The organism is Arthrobacter sp. 260, from assembly GCF_013116745.1.
Taxonomy (GTDB): Bacteria; Actinomycetota; Actinomycetes; order Actinomycetales; family Micrococcaceae; genus Arthrobacter_D.
In genome coordinates this window covers 82924-100300 of sequence record NZ_JABFOE010000004.1, presented here as the reverse complement: position 1 = coordinate 100300, position 17377 = coordinate 82924, and the positions used below count along the sequence as shown (strand labels likewise).

The window sequence follows — 17377 nt, the reverse complement described above, 5'->3', positions numbered from 1 at the left end:
GCTCCTACTGCCCGAGGGCGGTCAGTCCGGGGAGTTCCTTGCCTTCGAGGTACTCGAGGCTGGCACCTCCGCCGGTCGAAATATGGCCAAACTGGTCGTCGGTGAAACCAAGTGAGCGGACCGCTGCGGCGGAGTCGCCACCGCCGACCACTGTCAGTGCCCCGCGGGTGGTCGCTTCGGTGAGGGCCTGCGCCACGGCTTTGGTCCCGCCCGCGAACGCGTCGAACTCGAATACGCCCATGGGGCCGTTCCAGAACACAGTCCCTGCGGTCGCGATGGACTCGGCAAATGCTGCGCCCGATGCGGGCCCGATGTCGAGGCCGATGCCGTCGGAGCCGAAGGAGCTTCCTTCAATGGCATCCGCTGCGACGGTCTCGTGTTCGGCGTCGGCAGCGAATTTCGCGGCCACCACGATGTCGGTGGGGAGCACGAACTCGGTGCCGGCCTGCTGCGCCCGTTCGAGGTAGCTCCTGACCACGTCGAGCTGGTCTTCCTCCAGGAGGCTCGCTCCCACCTTGTGGCCCTGCGCGGCGAGGAAGGTGAACACCATGCCGCCGCCCACGAGGATGCGGTCTGCGGTGCCCAGCAGGTTTTCGATCACCGCAAGCTTGTCGGACACCTTGGAACCGCCGAGTACCACCACGAAGGGAGCAACCGGTTCGCCGGTGAGGCGCTGCAGCACTTCCACCTCGGTCCTGACCAGGTCACCCTGGTAGGACGGGAGGATCGCAGCGATGTCGTAGACGCTCGCGTGTTTCCGGTGGACCGCGCCGAAGGCGTCGTTCACGTAGGCGCCGTCGTCGCCGGTCAGTGCTGCCAGCTCGGCCGCGAAGGCCTGCCGTTCGCCGTCGTCCTTGCTGGTCTCCCGTGCATCGAACCGCACGTTCTCCAGGACCAGTACGCTGCCGGAGGCAAGCCCTGCGGCCTGCTCCCTGGCGTTCTCCCCGGTGGTGTCAGTGGCGAGCGTGACGGGGAAATCCGCCAGGTCAGCCAGCCGGTCGACCGCTGGCTTCAGCGAATAGCGTTCATCGGGTGCACCCTTCGGGCGCCCCAGATGGGCCATCACGATCACCGCGGCCCCCTCCTGGGTGAGCTTCTGCAGCACCGGCAGGGAGGCCCTGAGCCGGCCATCATCGGTCACCCGCGGGGCGGACCCCGAGGTGTCGAGCGGGACGTTCAGGTCCGACCGGACCAGGACGGTGCGTCCACGGACGCCGAGCTGCAGGAGGTCATCAAGGGAGGAGGCCACTTCGGTCCTTCGGTGCTAGGAGAGCTTGGAGGCGACGATGCTGGTCAGGTCGACGAGACGGCTGGAGTAGCCCCACTCGTTGTCGTACCAGCCCACAACCTTCACCTGGTTGCCGATGACCTTGGTCAGACCCGAGTCGAAGATGGAGGACGACGGATCGCCCACGATGTCCGAGGACACGATCGGCGCGTCAGTGTAGGTGAGGTAGCCCTTCATCTTGCCCTCTGACGCGGCTGCCTTGAAGGCGGCGTTGACTTCCTCGACGGTGACCTCGCGGGACACCGTGACGGTCAGGTCGGTGGCCGAGCCGGTGGGGACCGGAACCCGGATGGCGTAGCCATCCAGCTTGCCCTTCAGTTCCGGCAGCACCAGGCCGATGGCCTTGGCAGCACCAGTGGAGGTGGGCACCATGTTCAGGGCTGCGGCGCGGGCGCGGCGCAAGTCCTTGTGGGGGCCGTCCTGCAGGTTCTGGTCTGCGGTGTAGGCGTGGATGGTGGTCATCAGGCCACGCTCGACGCCGAAGCTGTCGTTGAGTACCTTGGCCAGCGGCCCAAGGCAGTTGGTGGTGCAGGAGGCGTTGGAGATGATGTTGTGGGTCTCGGGATCGTACTGGTCGTCGTTGACGCCCAGTACAACGGTGAAGTCCTCATCGGTGGCTGGAGCCGAGATGATGACCTTCTTGGCGCCGGCGTCGATGTGCTTCTGCGCGTCGGAGGCCTTGGTAAAGAACCCGGTGGATTCGATGACGATGTCCACTCCGAGGTCTTTCCACGGCAGGTTGGCGGGGTCGCGCTCCGCGAGGACCTTGATGGACTTGCCGTCCACCACGATGTTGCCGTCGTTGACCTCGACGGTGGCTGCCAGGCGACCCGTGACGGAGTCATACTTCAGCAGGTGGGCCAGGGCCTCGGGGCTGGTCAGGTCGTTGACGGCGACGATTTCCAGGTCAGCACCCTGCTCCAGTGCGGCGCGGAAGAAATTGCGCCCGATTCGACCGAAGCCGTTGATTCCTACACGAGTAGTCATTCGTTCTATCTCCTTGAACTGTGTTGCTGGTAAGGTCCGGGACGCCGCCGCGGGGGCGGCGTCCCGGGTACGCCCAGAGGGCGCTGTGCCTGGTGTGACTAGCCGACGACGATCAGCGAGGTGGCTGACGTGCGGGCAGCGGCGAAGCGCTTGGCGACGTCGGCCCAGTTCACGATGTTCCAGAAGGCCTTGACGTAGTCAGCCTTGACGTTGACGTAGTCCAGGTAGAAGGCGTGCTCCCACATGTCCAGCATGAGCAGCGGGGTGGTGCCCACCGCGACGTTGCCCTGCTGATCGTAGAGCTGCTCGATGACCAGGTTGCCACCGATGGGCTCGTAGGCGAGGAACGCCCACCCGGAGCCCTGCAGGGCGAGGGCGGCCGCGCTGAACTGGGCGCGGAACTTGTCGAACGAGCCGAAGGCGTCGTCGATGGCTGCGGCAAGCTCACCCTCGGGAGAGTCGCCGCCGTCCGGGGACAGGTTGTTCCAGAAGACTGAGTGGTTGATGTGGCCGCCAGTGTGGAAGGCAAGGTCCTTGGAGAGCTTCGAGATGTTTCCGAAGTCACCCTTCTCACGGGCCTCGGCCAGCTGGGCCATGGCGTCGTTGGCGCCCTTGACGTAGGCAGCGTGGTGCTTGCTGTGGTGGAGCTCCATGATGCGTGCGGAGATGTGCGGCTCCAGGGCAGCATAGTCATAGTTCAGTTCGGGCAGTACGTACTCGCTCACGAATTCCTCCAGGTCGGTCCGACACAGCGGGTGATTTGGCACCGCAACCGGTCAGACACCGTAGTTGGTTCAATATTGCAGGGAACCCCGCCGTAGTCGGTGGTATTCCCGTGCCTCTTCCATCCTATGCAGAGATTCACTCGTCCAACATGTCGGCTGTCACATTGGCTTCGGTTCCCGGTATTCCAATCTCTATGGCACGCTTGTCGGCCATTGCGAGCAGCCGGCGGATGCGTCCAGCGATCGCGTCCTTGGTCATCGGGGGGTTGGCCAGGCTGCCCAGCTCGTCGAGGCTGGCCTGCTTGTGGGCGACCCGCAGCTCACCCGCGTATTTGAGATGGTCGGGTACACCCTCCCCCAGGATTTCGATGGCACGCTCCACCCGCGCGCCCGCAGCAACCGCCGCCTGCGCGGACCTGCGGAGGTTGGCGTCGTCGAAGTTGGCGAGGCGGTTCGCTGTTGCGCGCACTTCCTTGCGCATCCTGCGTTCCTCCCAGACCATCAGCGCGTCGTGCGCTCCCATGCGGGTCAGCAGGGCGGCGATGGTGTCCCCGTCCCGGATGACCACCCGGTCCACTCCCCTGACCTCGCGTGCTTTGGCAGCGATGCCGAGGCGGCGTGCGGCGCCCACCAGGGCCAGCGCGGACTCCGGGCCGGGACAGGTGACCTCGAGGGACGAGGAGCGCCCCGGTTCGGTCAGGGAGCCGTGGGCGAGAAAGGCGCCGCGCCACACCGCTTCAGCGTCGGCAGTTGACCCGTTCACCACGGCCGAGGGCAGTCCGCGGACGGGCCGCCCACGGTTGTCGAGGAGGCCGGTCTGCCGGGCGAGGGATTCGCCGTCGCGCACCACCCGGACCACATACCGGTTGCCGCGGCGCAGTCCGCCGCCGGAGACGACGATGATCTCGCTGTTGTGCCCATACACTTCGGCGATGGTGGTGCGCAGCCGACGCGCGGTCGACGCGAGGTCAACCTCCGCTTCGATGACAATCCGGCCGGAAATGATGTGCAGGCCCCCCGCGAATCGCAGCAGGGCCGACACCTCGGCTTTGCGCACCGATGACTTCTTGACAGAGAGGTGCGACAGCTCCTCTTTCACGTCCGCAGTCAGCGCCACAAATACAACCTCAGATCGATTAGTTTTCACCAAACATGTCATGGAACGCCGTTGCGAGGCGCAGGGGATCATGAACAGGTTTGCCCGTTGAAGAACCTACCTTACCCAACACGGCACGACCTCCCATCTCGGCGACGGCAGCGATGAACTGCTCGCGGTTGCCGATGACTGCGGGATCGGCGATGACGACGTCGACGGTGAAATCGGGGGCGTACCGCTTGATGACTTCAAGATGGTCGACCGCCGACATGCCGGCGGTTTCCTTGGTCTCATTGCTCAGGTTCATGGTGAGGCACCGCTTGGCGGTAGTGCTGCAGAGGGCATCCCGCAGTTCCGGCAGCAGCAGGTGCGGCAGCACCGAGGTGTACCAGGAGCCGGGACCGAGGATAACCCAGTCGGCAAGCTCCACGGCGGTGAGCGCGTCAACACAGGCGGGGGCGCCGGCCGGGAGCAGACGGACATTGTTGACGTTCGCCGCGCTGCCCGCCACGGCCAGCTGGGATTGCCCACTGACGGTTCGCAGCCGCAGCGAGCCGTTCTCCTCGGTGAGCACGTCACCCTCGATGGTCAACGGAACGCTGGCCATCGGGAGGACCCGGCCCCGCGCGCCGAGCAGTGCACCGGCCCACTGCAGGCCGGCCACGGGGTCTCCCAGCAGCTCCCAGAGGGTCACGATCAGCAGGTTGCCGAGCGCGTGGTTGTCCAGGGATCCGTCGACTCCCTCTTTGGACGTGAAGCGGTGCTGCATGACGTCGCGCCAGGTCCTGCCCCAGTCCGTGTCATCGCAGAGCGCGGCCAGGGCCATCCTCAGGTCACCGGGTGGCAGTACCCCGAGTTCCTTGCGCAGCTTGCCGGACGAGCCGCCGTCGTCGGCCACGGTGACGATGGCCGTGAGTTCGGAGGTGAGCAGCCGCAACGCCGACAGCGACGACGACAGGCCGTGCCCGCCGCCGAGCGCCACCACCGAGGGGGCGTTCTCCTGCGGGCCGGAGCCGCGCCGGCTGGCCGCCGCAGCGGGGAGCAGCGGCAGGGACCCGGTGAGGAGTGCCACTATTCCCTGCCCAGGTCACGGTGGTGGGCAGTCACCTGCAGATGGGGGTACTGGGCCAGGCGTTTGGCGATCTCCTCGGTGACCGCTACCGAACGGTGCTTGCCGCCGGTGCAGCCAATCGCGATCGTCGCATAGTGCTTATTCTCACGTCGGTAACCGTCAAGCACAGGTTCGAGCGCGTGCACGTACCGGTTGACGAACTCGGCCGCGCCGGTGGCTCCCAGTACGTAGTCGCGGACCGGCTGGTCCAGTCCGGTCTGCGGCCGGAGGACGGGGACCCAGTGCGGGTTGGGGATGAAGCGCACATCCGCCACATAGTTGGAGTCGACCGGGAGGCCGTACTTGAAGCCGAAGCTCATGACGTTGATCCGCAGGACGATCGGGCCCGACTCGGAGAACAGCTCGGTGATGGCGGTGGCCAGGGCGTGCACGTTCAATTCCGAGGTGTCGACCACCAGCTCGGCGGCTTCCTTGAGTTCCTTGAGGATTTCCCGCTCTGCGGCGATGCCGTCGAGGATCCGGCCCTCGTCCTGCAACGGGTGGGGGCGCCGGCCCTGTTCGAACCGGCGGACGAGGGTGTCATCGTTGGCATCGAGGAAGAGGACCCGATAGTTGACGCCCGAGACGCGGAGGGCGTCAAGGGAACTGCGGATGTCGTGGAACAGCTCCTGGCTGCGGACGTCGACGACGACGGCGAGCTTGGGGATGGACTGGGGCATGCGGGCGACCAGATCGGTCAGGGTGCCCAGCATCTGGGGTGGAAGGTTTTCCACCACGTACCAGCCGTGGTCTTCCAGCGCGTTGGCGGCAGTGCTCCTGCCGGCACCGGACATGCCGGTCACCACCAGCAGTTCCGATTCGGCAGGTTTGATCGGAGTCAGGGTGGCTTCGCCCTCAGTCATTTGCGTGTTCCATCCCGGCAGGTTTTAGCGGTTCTTGCGGATTTCCCCCACGCTCTACCCTAGCTAAGAATCAAGGATTTCGCCGGTGGCCATATTCACGGCCGGGGCCGGTGCGTTGGTGGAGCCGTCGGCCGTCGCGGCGGCCAGGGCGCGCTGCACCGTTTCGGCGAGGGACGGTCCCACCCCGGGCACGGCCTGGAGCTCCTCGACCGAGGCGGCGCGCACCTTCTTCACCGACCCGAAGTGGGCCAGCAGGGCCTTTCGCTTCGCCGGGCCCAGGCCCGGGATCGCGTCCAGCGCCGAGGCCGTCATCGACTTGCCCCGCTTCTGCCGGTGGAAAGCGATGGCAAACCGGTGTGCTTCGTCGCGGATCCGTTGCAGCAGGAAGAGACCCTCGGAGGCGCGGGGCAGGATGACCGGGAAGTCGCTGTCCGGGAGCCAGACCTCCTCCAGCCGTTTCGCGAGGCCGATCACAAACACGTCGTCGATCCCCAGGTCCTTCAGGGCCCGCGCGGCGGCGTGCACCTGCGGCTGGCCGCCGTCGACCACCACCAGATTGGGTGGGTAGGCGAACTTCTGGCGCGTGGGGGCGGTGGTGGTGTCGGCCAGCGGGACCGGCGGCGCACCGCCGTCGCCGATGCTGGCGGGCGGGAGTGCGGGTGCAGCCTTCTCCGCCAGGTAGTTGCGGAAGCGGCGCTGGATCACGTCGTACATCGAGGCGGTGTCGTCCCGGGCGGCGTCGCCCGTGATGGAGAACCGACGGTAGTCGGCCTTGCGCGGCAACCCGTCCTCGACCACCACCATCGATGCGACCACATTGGTGCCCTGCACGTGGGAGATGTCGAAGCACTCGATGCGCATGAGGGGCTGGGGCAGGTCCAGTGCCTCCTGCAATTCCTGGAGGGCGGCCGACCGGGTGGTGAGGTCGCCGGCGCGGCGGCTCTTGTGCAGCCGGAGGGCGTCGGCGGCGTTCTGCTCCACGGTGCCGAGCAGGGTGGCCTTGTCACCGCGCCGCGGGACCCGGAGGTCCACCTTGGCGCCCCGGAGACCGGCGAGCCAGACGGACATCTCGTCCGCGTTGCTGGGCAGCTCGGGGACGAGCACCTCACGGGGGATCTGGTTGTTGCTGCTGCTGCCGTCGCCGTAGACCTGCTGCAGGAGGTGCTCCACCAGGTCGGCGGTGGTCATGTCCTCGACCTTCTCGACCATCCAGCCGCGCTGGCCACGGATCCTGCCGCCGCGCACGTGGAAGACCTGGACCGCCGCCTCCAGCTCATCCTCCTTCAGGGCAAAGATGTCGGCATCGGTGTCCTCGGACAGCACCACCGTGTTGCGTTCAAAGACCCGTTTCAGGGCGGCGATATCGTCACGGATCCTTGCCGCGGACTCGTAGTCCAGGTCGGCGACGGCGGCAGCCATCCGCTTCTCCAGGTCGACGATGAACCGGGTGGCCTGCCCGCCCATGAAATCACAGAACTGGGCGGCCAGCTCCTTGTGGTCCTCGGGGCTGATGCGTCCGACGCAGGGTGCCGAGCACTTGTCGATGTACCCGAGCAGGCAGGGCCTGCCCGTGCGCTCGGCCCGTTTGAAGACGCCGCTGCTGCAGGTACGGACGGGGAAGACACGGAGCAGGGTGTCGACCGTTTCGCGGATCGCCTTGGCGGGGTAGAAGGGGCCGAAGTAGCGCGTGTCCTTCCGCCGGTCGCCGCGCATGACCTGGACGCGCGGGTATTTCTCACCCATCGTGACGGCCAGGTAGGGGTAGGACTTGTCGTCACGGAACATGACGTTGAAGCGGGGGTTGAACTCCTTGATCCAGGTGTACTCGAGCTGCAACGCTTCGAGCTCGCTGCCGACGACCGTCCACTCGACGCTTGCAGCGGTGAACACCATCGCCCGGGTACGGGGCAGCAGGCCCTGGGGGTTGGCGAAGTAGGAGTTCAGCCGGGAGCGCAGGTTCTTGGCCTTGCCGACGTAGACCACCCGTGAGTGTTCGTCACGGAACCGGTAGACGCCCGGATCCACCGGGATTTCTCCGGTCTGCGGGCGGTAGCTGCGGGGATCTGCCATTAGTCGAGGACCGGGCTCTGGTTGTAGCTGGCCGAACGTTGCTGGCCGCTCAGGTGGGCAATCGAATCCATGATGGTATCAGTGACCTGCCGGCGGGCGGGCAGTGAATGCCCGGGGCCGGTTTTCTCAAAGTACAGGGGCACACCGATCCTCATGGTGAAGTGTTGCGGTTTGATCCGTTTCTGGCCCGCTGGCTGCAGGTTCTCGGTGCCGATGAGTCCGACGGGAAGCACTGGCGCGCCGGTGGTGAGCGCGAGCCAGCCGACTCCGGTCCGCCCCCGGTACAGCAGCCCGTCCCGGGACCGGGTGCCCTCCGGGTAGATGCCGATCCCGTTGCCGCCCTCCAACAGTTCGTGAAGGGTTTTCAGCGCCTGCACGCTTGCCGCCTGCTGACCGCGTTCCACCGGGATCGAGCCGACCCCCTCGAAGAAGGAGCGCATGGCCTTGCCCTTCAGGCCGCGGCCTGTGAAGTACTCGGCCTTGGCGAAGAACGCGACCGGCCGGGGCATCAGGGCCTGGATCAGGACGCTGTCAAGGAAAGACAGGTGGTTGGCCGCGACAATCAGCGGGCCGTCCGCCGGGACGTTGGCCAGGCCTTCGACAGTGGGCCGGCAGAGCCCGGCGATGAGTCCCCGGGTGCTGCTGCGGGTGAGGTCATAGATGCCCATGGCGCACCTCCTGCGGCACCCGTGCAAGGATCAGGTCCAGCAGAGCCTCTGCTGTCTCGGCCGTTTCGGTGGCGCCCGCGGCACTGAACTCCTCGGGTGAGCCAAAGCCCCAGCCCACCGGAATGCAGTCGAGCCCGTTGGCTGCCGCACCGCTGATGTCGTGCGACCGGTCACCAACCATGACGGCGTCGTCGTACCTGCCCTCATGGCGGGCGAGTGCCGCGGCGATGATGGGGGTCTTGCCGCCCGGACCCGGAGCCTGTTCCTCGTCTGTCGACCCGTTGATGGATTCGAAGAGCCCGTCCATCTGCTGGACGCGGAGCAGCTCGCCCGCCAGCCCCTGCGGCTTCTGGGTGGCGACCGCCACCAGATGTCCGGCGGCACGCAGCCGTTCCACCACCTCAATGACTCCCGGGTAGGGCCTGCTACCGGCCATGCCATGCCGGCGGTAGCCCTCCCGGTAGTGGGCGATGACCGGGTCCAGGAGCTGCTCCGGAACCCCTGCGATTTCGCGCAGGGAGGTCACCAAAGGTGGCCCCACCATGGCGCGCAGCTGGTCTTCCGACGCCTCAGGAAGCCCGTGGGCCTGCAGCGACGCGGTGATTCCACCGGTGATGGCGCCTGCGGGGTCGACGAGAGTTCCATCGAGGTCAAAGAGTACGAGCAGGCGGTAGTTCATCACCGGCCAAGTTTCCCACAGCCGGTCCCCAGTGGAAAACTGCATTCCCTCCACGGAATATATCGGCCGTTTCCTATCGTCCGAGGGTTTCGGCGAGGAAGGTGCCGGTGTAGCTCTTCGTCGACTTGGCCACCTGCTCGGGGGTACCGGTCGCGATGATCTGGCCGCCGCCGGATCCGCCGTCGGGCCCGAGGTCGATCACCCAGTCGGCGCTCTTGATCACGTCGAGGTTGTGCTCGATGGTGATCACCGTGTTCCCCTTGTCGACGAGTCCCTGGAGGACGAGCAGGAGCTTGCGGATGTCCTCGAAGTGCAGACCAGTGGTCGGCTCATCGAGTACGTAGATGCTGCGTCCGTTGGACCGCTTCTGCAGCTCGCTGGCCAGCTTCACGCGCTGAGCCTCGCCACCGGACAGGGTGGTAGCTGGCTGACCCAGCCGCACGTAGCCCAGGCCCACCTCCACCAGCGTGTTGAGGTGCCTGGCGATCGGGCTGAAGGCGGCGAAGAACTCTGCCCCCTCCTCGATCGGCATGTTCAGCACGTCGGCGATGGTCTTGCCCTTGTAGTGGACCTCAAGGGTTTCCCGGTTGTAGCGCTGTCCGTGACAGACCTCGCACGGTACATAGACGTCGGGGAGGAAGTTCATTTCGATCTTCAGGGTGCCGTCCCCGGAGCAGGCTTCGCAGCGGCCACCCTTCACATTGAACGAGAACCTGCCGGGAAGGTAGCCGCGCACCTTCGCCTCGGTGGTCTCGGCGAAGAGCTTCCTGATGTTGTCGAAGACGCCGGTGTAGGTGGCGGGGTTGGAGCGCGGCGTCCGGCCGATCGGGCTCTGGTCGACGTGGACCACCTTGTCGAGGTGCTCCAGACCGTCGATCCGCTTGTGCCGGCCGGCTACCTGCTTGGCGCCGTTCAGCTTGTTGGCGAGGACCTTGTAGAGGATCTCGTTGACCAGGGTCGACTTTCCCGATCCACTGACACCGGTCACGGCGGTCAGCACCCCCAGGGGGAATGCGATGTCGAACGAGGTCAAGTTGTGTTCACGCGCCCCGATCACCTTGAGCTGGCGTGACTTATCGATTTTCCGGCGTTTCTTGGGGATCTCGATCTTCCGTCGCCCCGACAGGTAGTCACCGGTGATCGAGCGCTCGTTGGTGAGCAGGTCTTCGAGCAGCCCCGAGTGGACCACCTCGCCGCCGTGCTCCCCCGCGCCCGGACCGATGTCGACAATCCAGTCGGCTTCCTGGATGGTGTCCTCGTCGTGCTCGACCACGATCAGGGTATTACCCAGGTTGCGGAGCCGGGCGAGGGTTTCGATCAGGCGGCGGTTGTCCCGCTGGTGCAGGCCGATGGAGGGCTCGTCGAGGACGTAAAGCACTCCGACCAGGCCTGAGCCAATCTGGGTGGCAAGCCGGATCCGCTGGGCTTCGCCACCGGAGAGGGTACCGGAGGACCGTTCAAGGTTCAGGTACTCCAGGCCGACGTCGAGCAGGAACTGCAGGCGCGCCTGGATCTCCTTGAGCACCTGGGATGCGATCTGGGCTTCCCGGCCGGTCAGGACCAGGTTGTTCAGGAAGTCGCTGCAGTCACGCATGGGCATTGCCGCGACCGAGGCGATCGACTTGCCGTTGATCAGCACCGACAGGGACGCGGGGTTCAGCCGGGCTCCCCCACACGTGGGGCACGGGATCTGCCGCATGTACTCCTCGTAGCGGTCACGGGCATGATCCGACTCGGTTTCCAGGTGCTTGCGGTGGATGTACTGCACTGCGCCTTCAAAGCCGGTGCTGTACTTCCGTTCGCGTCCGAAGCGGTTCTTGTACTGGACTACCACCTTGTGGTCCTTGCCGTACAGGGCGGCTTCGCGGGCGCGGTCCGGCAGCTTCCGCCAGGGCACGTCCATCCTGAAGTTCAGTTCCTTGGACAGGCCTTCGAGGAGCCGGGTCCAGTATTCGAGGGTCGCGGTGCCCAGCGACCAGGGGGCGATGGCGCCTTCCGCAAGGGTCAGGTCGGGGTTGGGGACCACCAGTTCCTCGTCAACCTCCAGCTTGGTGCCGATGCCGGTGCAGGCCGGGCAGGCGCCGAAGGGGTTGTTGAAGGAGAAGGAGCGTGGCTCGATCTCGTCGATCGCCAGCGGGTGCTCGTTGGGGCAGGCGAGGTGCTCGGAGAAGGCCCTGATGCGCTTGGCGTCCTTCTCGGGGAGGTCGACGAAGTCGGCGAGGACACGGCCGTCGGCGAGCTTGAGCGCGGTTTCCACCGAGTCGGTGAGACGCTGGCGGATGCCGTCCTTGACCACCAGGCGGTCGACGATCACCTCGATGGTGTGCTTGTACTGCTTGCCGAGCTTCGGTGGGTCGGACAGCTGGATGACGTCACCGTCCACCCGGGCCCGGGCGTAGCCCTTGGCGGTGAGTTCCTGGAACAGATCGACGAACTCGCCCTTGCGTCCGCGAACTACGGGGGCGAGGACCTGGAAGCGGGTGCCCTCCTCAAGCTCGAGCAGCTGGTCGACAATCTGCTGGGGGGTCTGCTTGGCTACCGGCTCACCACAGGTGGGGCAGTGCGGGCGTCCCACGCGGGCCCAGAGCAGCCGCATGTAGTCGTAGATCTCGGTGATGGTGCCGACTGTGGACCGAGGGTTCTTGTTGGTGGACTTCTGGTCGATGGACACCGCCGGCGAGAGACCCTCGATGAAGTCGACGTCGGGCTTGTCCACCTGGCCGAGGAACTGCCGTGCGTAAGCGGAGAGGGACTCCACGTAGCGGCGCTGACCTTCGGCGAAGATGGTGTCGAAGGCAAGGGACGACTTACCGGACCCGGACAGACCGGTAAACACGATCATGGCATCCCGGGGCAGGTCCAGGTCGACGTTGCGGAGGTTGTGCTCTCGCGCCCCCTTGACGACCAGGCGTGACAGATCCTGGGTCATGCGGGGGTCGGAAAACTCTGATTCAAGCGAGGTTGCAATAGACACCCAACTACTCTAATTGAAACTACGTTCGAATACATGTTCGATCACCGTGTTTTCAGCGTGTCGTCGGCGGGTTGCGCCGGGATGTTCACCGACGGCGCAGAGCAGCCCGTAAATACGCGACAGCTTCGTCCTCTGTCAGGCCGTTGGCCTTGATCACATCGGCGTAGCCGTCAGCCGCTTCGGCGGCTCGCTGGCGCGCTTCGTCCCCGGCTGCCGCAACGACAGTGCCAGCCCGGGACCGGGTGACGACGATGTTTGCCTGTTCCAGTTCCCGGTAGGCCCGCGCGACGGTGTTGACTGCGACGCCCAAGTGGCCGGCGAGGGTTCGCACCGGTGGCAGCCGGGTGCCCACGGGCAGCGTCCCGTCGTTCGCAGCGTCCAGGATCTGGACGCGGAGTTGTTCATACGGGGGAACCGAGCTTGCCTGGTCGATGCGCAGCCAGCCGGTGACGTCGGTGCTGCCTGTTGCGCCAGGATTCACTGTTGCCTTTCGGTCTTCGGACTCTTCAGTGCGCTGTCCTCCCGCTTTTCGGGCGCAGTGCAGATGCAGCCATTGTTCCACGCGTTGATTACGCCCGATAGACCCACCCGCTTCCCGGCGTGCCTAGACTTGGCCCATGCATAATCTCCAGGACCTCACCATCCGCTCCATTTCCGTCAGCGAGATGGACAACAACGTGTACCTGCTCACCTCCAAGTCGACCGGTGCCCAGGTGCTGATCGACGCTGCCGACGACGCGGCCGCCATCGGGCAGTTGCTGCAGGATGCCGCCGCCGACAGCACGGCCGACACCAAGCTGGCGTTGATCATCACCACCCACTCGCACTGGGACCATGTGCGGGCGCTGGCCGACGTCGTCGGGCAGACGAAGGCGCGGACCGCCGCCGGGACCGAGGACGTTCCGGATATCTCAGTTCCCACCGACGTTTCCCTCGCCCACGGCGATATCGGCAACTTCGAGGGCTTTGACCTTGAGGCGATCAAGCTGCGCGGGCACACACCGGGCAGTGTGGCGTTGCTGTACCGGGACCCGCAGGGCCCCGCGCACCTGTTCACCGGAGACTCCCTGTTCCCAGGGGGTGTGGGAAACACGCAGGGCGACGCCGCCCGGTTCGAATCGCTGATGAACGACGTGTCCGAGCGGATCTTTGATTATTTGCCGGACGACACCATCGTGCATCCCGGCCATGGGAAGGGCACCACCCTCGGAGCCGAGCGGCCGCACCTCGACGAGTGGCGCGCCCGCGGCTGGTAGCAGCGGCCTATGGGCACCTGTGGCGAGTGATCGGCCCGCGCGCCTCGATCCTCGCGATCTTTTGGGCACCTGTGGTGGGTGGGACACGCCCCGACCCACCACAACTGCACAAGAGAGTGACGGGACCCACCACAGCTGCACAAGGCATCGGCCAGACCTCGGAGGTCAACCTTAGTGGCCTCCCTTAGAGTCCTCTCCGAAGCGCGCGACCGGTGGAGCCAGTCCTGGTGGGAGCCTAGTCCTCGCGGTTCTTCACGCCGACCGCGAAGATCCGGCGGAACCCGAAGACTGTCCCCCATGGTTCCTCGGGGTAGGCCCCGCGCAGCAGGGCGGTGTACTGGTCCACGAAGGCCGCGGCGTCGTCGTCGGATAGCGCATGCAGTACCGGGCGTAGTCCGGTGCCCGTGAGCCATTGCAGGACCGGATCGGGTCCCGCGAGGACGTGCTGGTAAGTGGTCTCCCAGACGTCGGCGGTCATGCCCGCCTCGCTGAGCATCCGCAGGTACTCCTCCGGCTCCGACACGACGTCGGTATGCCGCAGCACTCCCCCGAGCTTGTCCCGCCAGGCGTTCGATCCGGCGAGTTCGCGCATCAGGGTGTGCGCCGGGGATCCGAAGTTGCCGGGGACCTGGAGGGCCAGCCAGGCACCGGGGCGAAGCGCTCGCGCCCACTTCTGCACCAGCTCGGCCTGACCGGGCACCCACTGCAGGACGGCGTTGGTGACGACGACGTCGACGTCGTCAGCGGGCGAGAAGTCCCGGATATCACCGGTCTCGAACTGCAGATGTGGCGGCGGATCGGATTGCTCATTGGCGCGCCCCACCATGTCGGCCGACGAGTCGATGCCCAGCACCCCGGCGTCGGGCCAGCGTTCAGCCAGCAGCCGGGTGAGGTCCCCCGGCCCGCATCCGAGGTCGACGACGACCCTTGGAGCGGCATGGTTGATCCGACCGACCAGGTCGAGGAACGGCCGGCCGCGGTGGTCGGAGAACAGTGAGTACTGTGTGGGATCCCATTGCATGCCTCCAGCGTATCGGGCCGCCGAATGGGCCAGCCAGCGCCCCGGTAAGGCGGCAGCAGATAGGCTGGAGTCCTATGAGAATTCAGGAACACCTCCCCGCAGGCACGGACCAGGCCGACGATGTCTACAGCGCGTTCCTCGCGTGGACCACCAGCGAGGGAATGAACCTGTACCCGGCGCAGGACGAGGCAGTGCTTGAGCTGGTCTCGGGCAACAACGTGATCCTCGCGACGCCCACCGGCTCGGGAAAGTCACTGGTGGCCGTTGCAGCGCACTTCGACGCCATTGCCCGGGGCAAGCGCAGCTACTACACCGCGCCGATCAAGGCGCTGGTGTCCGAAAAGTTCTTCGCCCTCTGCGAGACGTTCGGCGCCGAGAACGTCGGCATGATCACCGGCGATTCCGGCGTAAACCAGGATGCCCCGATCATCTGCTGCACGGCCGAGATTCTGGCGAACATTGCCCTCCGTGAGGGTGCGCAGGCCGACGTCGGCACCGTCATCATGGACGAGTTCCACTTCTACTCGGACCCGCAGCGCGGCTGGGCGTGGCAAGTCCCTCTGTTGGAGCTGCCGCAGGCCCAGTTCCTGCTGATGTCGGCGACCCTGGGCGACATGACCCGTTTCGAGGAGGCGCTCACCTCGCTCACCGGCCGCGCCAGCACCACTATCAGCAGCGCCGAACGCCCCATCCCCCTGCACTTCTACTACGTCGAGACGACCGTGCAGGAATCCCTGGAGGAGCTGCTGAGTACCCGGCAGGCACCGGTGTATGTGGTGCATTTCAGCCAGGCCGAAGCCATCGAACGCGCGCAGAACCTGATGAGCGTCAACGTCTGCTCCCGGGAGGAGAAGGACAGGATCGCCGACCTGATCGCCACGTTCCGGTTCTCCTCCGGCTTCGGGAAGACACTGAACCGGCTGGTCCGGCATGGTATCGGGGTCCACCACGCGGGCATGCTGCCCAAGTACCGCCGCTTGGTCGAGCAACTGGCGCAGGCCGGGCTGCTGAAGGTCATCTGCGGGACCGACACGCTGGGTGTGGGCATCAACGTCCCCATCCGCACCGTCCTGTTGACGGCCCTGAGCAAGTACGACGGCGTCCGCACCCGCCTGCTCAACGCCCGCGAGTTCCATCAGATCGCCGGCCGTGCCGGGCGGGCCGGCTATGACACGGCGGGAACCGTCGTCGTCCAGGCACCGGATCACGTGGTCGAGAACACCCGGGCGATGGCCAAAGCCGTCGGCAAGTTCGGTGACGACCAGAAGAAGCTCCGCCAGGTGGTCCGGAAGAAGCCGCCCACCGGTTTCGTCTCGTGGGGGAAACCCACCTATGAGCGGTTGGCAGCTGGCACCCCCGAGCCGCTGACGTCGAGCTTCGCCGTCAGTCACTCGATGCTGCTGAACCTGCTGGAACGTCCCGGGAACCCGTTCTCGGCGGCCCAGCGGCTGCTCAATGAAAACCATGAGACCCGCGCCTCCCAGCTGCAGCTGACCCGAAAGGCGATCGGTATCTACCGGTCGCTGGTTACCGCGGGTATTGTCGAGCGGCTTCCCGAGCCCGACGCCGACGGGCGCTCCATCCGCCTGAAAGTGCACCTGCAGGCCAACTTCGCACTGAACCAGCCACTGTCCCCGTTTGCGCTGGCCAGCCTGGAGCTGCTCGACCCCGAAAGTCCCACCTACGCGCTCGACGTCGTCTCGGTGATCGAGGCAACGCTGGAGAAACCACGCCAGGTCCTCAACGCCCAGGAGAAAAAGGCCCGCGGCGAGGCAATCGGTGCCATGAAGGCGGACGGCATCGAGTATGACCAGCGGATGGCGCTCCTTGAGGAAGTCACCTACCCGCAGCCGATGGCGGAGCTGCTGTTCCAGGCGTTCGACGTGTACCGCAGTGGCGCACCCTGGCTGGGCGACTTTGAGCTGACCCCGAAGTCGGTGGTCCGGGACATGTACGAGCGGGCCATGAACTTCGGCGAGTACATTGCGTTCTACTCCCTCACCCGGTCCGAGGGCATCCTGCTGCGCTACCTTGCGGACTGCTACAAGGCACTGCGCCAGACTGTTCCCACCGAGGCCCTCCGGGAGGACCTCACCGACATCATCGAGTGGCTTGGTGAACTGATCCGCCAGGTCGACTCCAGCCTGCTTGAGGAGTGGGAGCTGTTGGCTGCTGGCGGGCGTCCCGACGGCGACACCACTGTCGACCTGCCGCCGGAACCGGACTCGGTGACCTCCAACGAGCGTGCCTTCCGGGTGATGGTCCGCAACGAGATGTTCCAGCGGGTCAAGCTTTTCGCCGACGAAGACGATGTGGCGCTGGGCGCCCTCGACGGCGGCTCCGGCTGGGACACCGACCGATGGACTGAAGCCCTCGACGGCTACTTCGGCGATTACGAAGATATCGACGACGGCCCCGAGGCTCGCGGTCCAGCCCTGCTCATCATCGAGAAGGTGCCCGGCAGCTGGAAAGTCCGCCAGATCTTCAAGGACCCGTTCGGTAACCATGACTGGGGCATCAACGCAGTCATCGACCTTGCTGCCTCCGACGAAGCCGGTGTCCCAGTTGTCACGGTGACCGGAGTCGGGGCTCCCTAGCTCGGTCTTGGGCATGTCCGGCCGTTCCGGCGTCCAGCGACT

At 66.0% G+C, this 17377-nt stretch carries 14 protein-coding genes; 2 read left to right on the top strand and 12 right to left on the bottom strand.

Going from position 1 to position 17377, the window contains the following annotated elements; all coding sequences use genetic code 11:
- Positions 1-4 precede the first annotated feature (4 nt).
- The 11 genes from HMI57_RS06425 to HMI57_RS06375 all read right to left on the bottom strand — a co-directional run bounded on the left by HMI57_RS06425 (position 5) and on the right by HMI57_RS06375 (position 12942).
- Positions 5-1249, bottom strand: a complete 1245-nt coding sequence (locus HMI57_RS06425; protein WP_171585117.1) for a phosphoglycerate kinase — start codon at positions 1247-1249, stop codon at positions 5-7.
- A 15-nt stretch (positions 1250-1264) separates the two neighbouring features.
- Positions 1265-2275 (bottom strand): type I glyceraldehyde-3-phosphate dehydrogenase, encoded by a 1011-nt coding sequence (gene gap / locus HMI57_RS06420; protein ID WP_171585116.1) that lies wholly within the window; start codon positions 2273-2275, stop codon positions 1265-1267.
- A 98-nt stretch (positions 2276-2373) separates the two neighbouring features.
- Positions 2374-3000 carry a superoxide dismutase gene (locus HMI57_RS06415; protein ID WP_171585115.1) on the bottom strand — a complete coding sequence of 209 codons (627 nt, stop codon included), beginning with the start codon at positions 2998-3000 and terminating at the stop codon, positions 2374-2376.
- Between the two features lie 136 nt (positions 3001-3136).
- The gene (gene whiA, locus HMI57_RS06410; protein ID WP_171585114.1) at positions 3137-4117 is read right to left on the bottom strand and encodes a DNA-binding protein WhiA; all 981 of its coding nucleotides are present in this window, start codon (positions 4115-4117) and stop codon (positions 3137-3139) included.
- 19 nt (positions 4118-4136) lie between these two features.
- A complete protein-coding gene (gene yvcK, locus HMI57_RS06405) occupies positions 4137-5168 on the bottom strand; it encodes a uridine diphosphate-N-acetylglucosamine-binding protein YvcK (protein ID WP_171585113.1) in 1032 nt (343 codons plus the stop codon).
- A complete protein-coding gene (rapZ, locus tag HMI57_RS06400; RefSeq protein WP_171585112.1) occupies positions 5168-6070 on the bottom strand; it encodes an RNase adapter RapZ in 903 nt (300 codons plus the stop codon). The genes yvcK and rapZ overlap by 1 nt, the downstream gene beginning before the upstream one ends.
- Before the next feature lie 63 nt (positions 6071-6133).
- Positions 6134-8140, bottom strand: coding sequence for an excinuclease ABC subunit UvrC (gene uvrC, locus HMI57_RS06395; RefSeq protein ID WP_171585111.1), 2007 nt, complete (start codon positions 8138-8140; stop codon positions 6134-6136).
- Positions 8140-8808 carry a lysophospholipid acyltransferase family protein gene (locus HMI57_RS06390; protein WP_171585110.1) on the bottom strand — a complete coding sequence of 223 codons (669 nt, stop codon included), beginning with the start codon at positions 8806-8808 and terminating at the stop codon, positions 8140-8142. The genes uvrC and HMI57_RS06390 overlap by 1 nt, the downstream gene beginning before the upstream one ends.
- Positions 8795-9487, bottom strand: coding sequence for an HAD hydrolase-like protein (locus HMI57_RS06385; RefSeq protein ID WP_228720974.1), 693 nt, complete (start codon positions 9485-9487; stop codon positions 8795-8797). The genes HMI57_RS06390 and HMI57_RS06385 overlap by 14 nt, the downstream gene beginning before the upstream one ends.
- A gap of 73 nt (positions 9488-9560) precedes the next feature.
- Positions 9561-12416 carry an excinuclease ABC subunit UvrA gene (gene uvrA / locus HMI57_RS06380; RefSeq protein WP_171585249.1) on the bottom strand — a complete coding sequence of 952 codons (2856 nt, stop codon included), beginning with the start codon at positions 12414-12416 and terminating at the stop codon, positions 9561-9563.
- A 130-nt stretch (positions 12417-12546) separates the two neighbouring features.
- Positions 12547-12942: a GntR family transcriptional regulator gene (locus HMI57_RS06375; RefSeq protein WP_171585108.1), complete on the bottom strand. Its 396-nt coding sequence runs from the start codon at positions 12940-12942 to the stop codon at positions 12547-12549.
- Between the two features lie 136 nt (positions 12943-13078).
- Between HMI57_RS06375 and HMI57_RS06370 the strand changes: the two genes are divergently transcribed.
- Positions 13079-13717 carry an MBL fold metallo-hydrolase gene (locus tag HMI57_RS06370; protein ID WP_171585107.1) on the top strand — a complete coding sequence of 213 codons (639 nt, stop codon included), beginning with the start codon at positions 13079-13081 and terminating at the stop codon, positions 13715-13717.
- Between the two features lie 235 nt (positions 13718-13952).
- On the opposite strand, the gene HMI57_RS06365 is transcribed toward HMI57_RS06370, so the two are convergent.
- On the bottom strand, positions 13953-14738 hold the full coding sequence (locus tag HMI57_RS06365) for a trans-aconitate 2-methyltransferase (protein WP_171585106.1): 786 nt from the start codon (positions 14736-14738) through the stop codon (positions 13953-13955).
- A 74-nt stretch (positions 14739-14812) separates the two neighbouring features.
- On the opposite strand from HMI57_RS06365, the gene HMI57_RS06360 reads away from it, so the two are divergent.
- On the top strand, positions 14813-17335 hold the full coding sequence (locus HMI57_RS06360) for a DEAD/DEAH box helicase (protein WP_171585105.1): 2523 nt from the start codon (positions 14813-14815) through the stop codon (positions 17333-17335).
- The last annotated feature ends 42 nt before the right edge of the window (positions 17336-17377 follow it).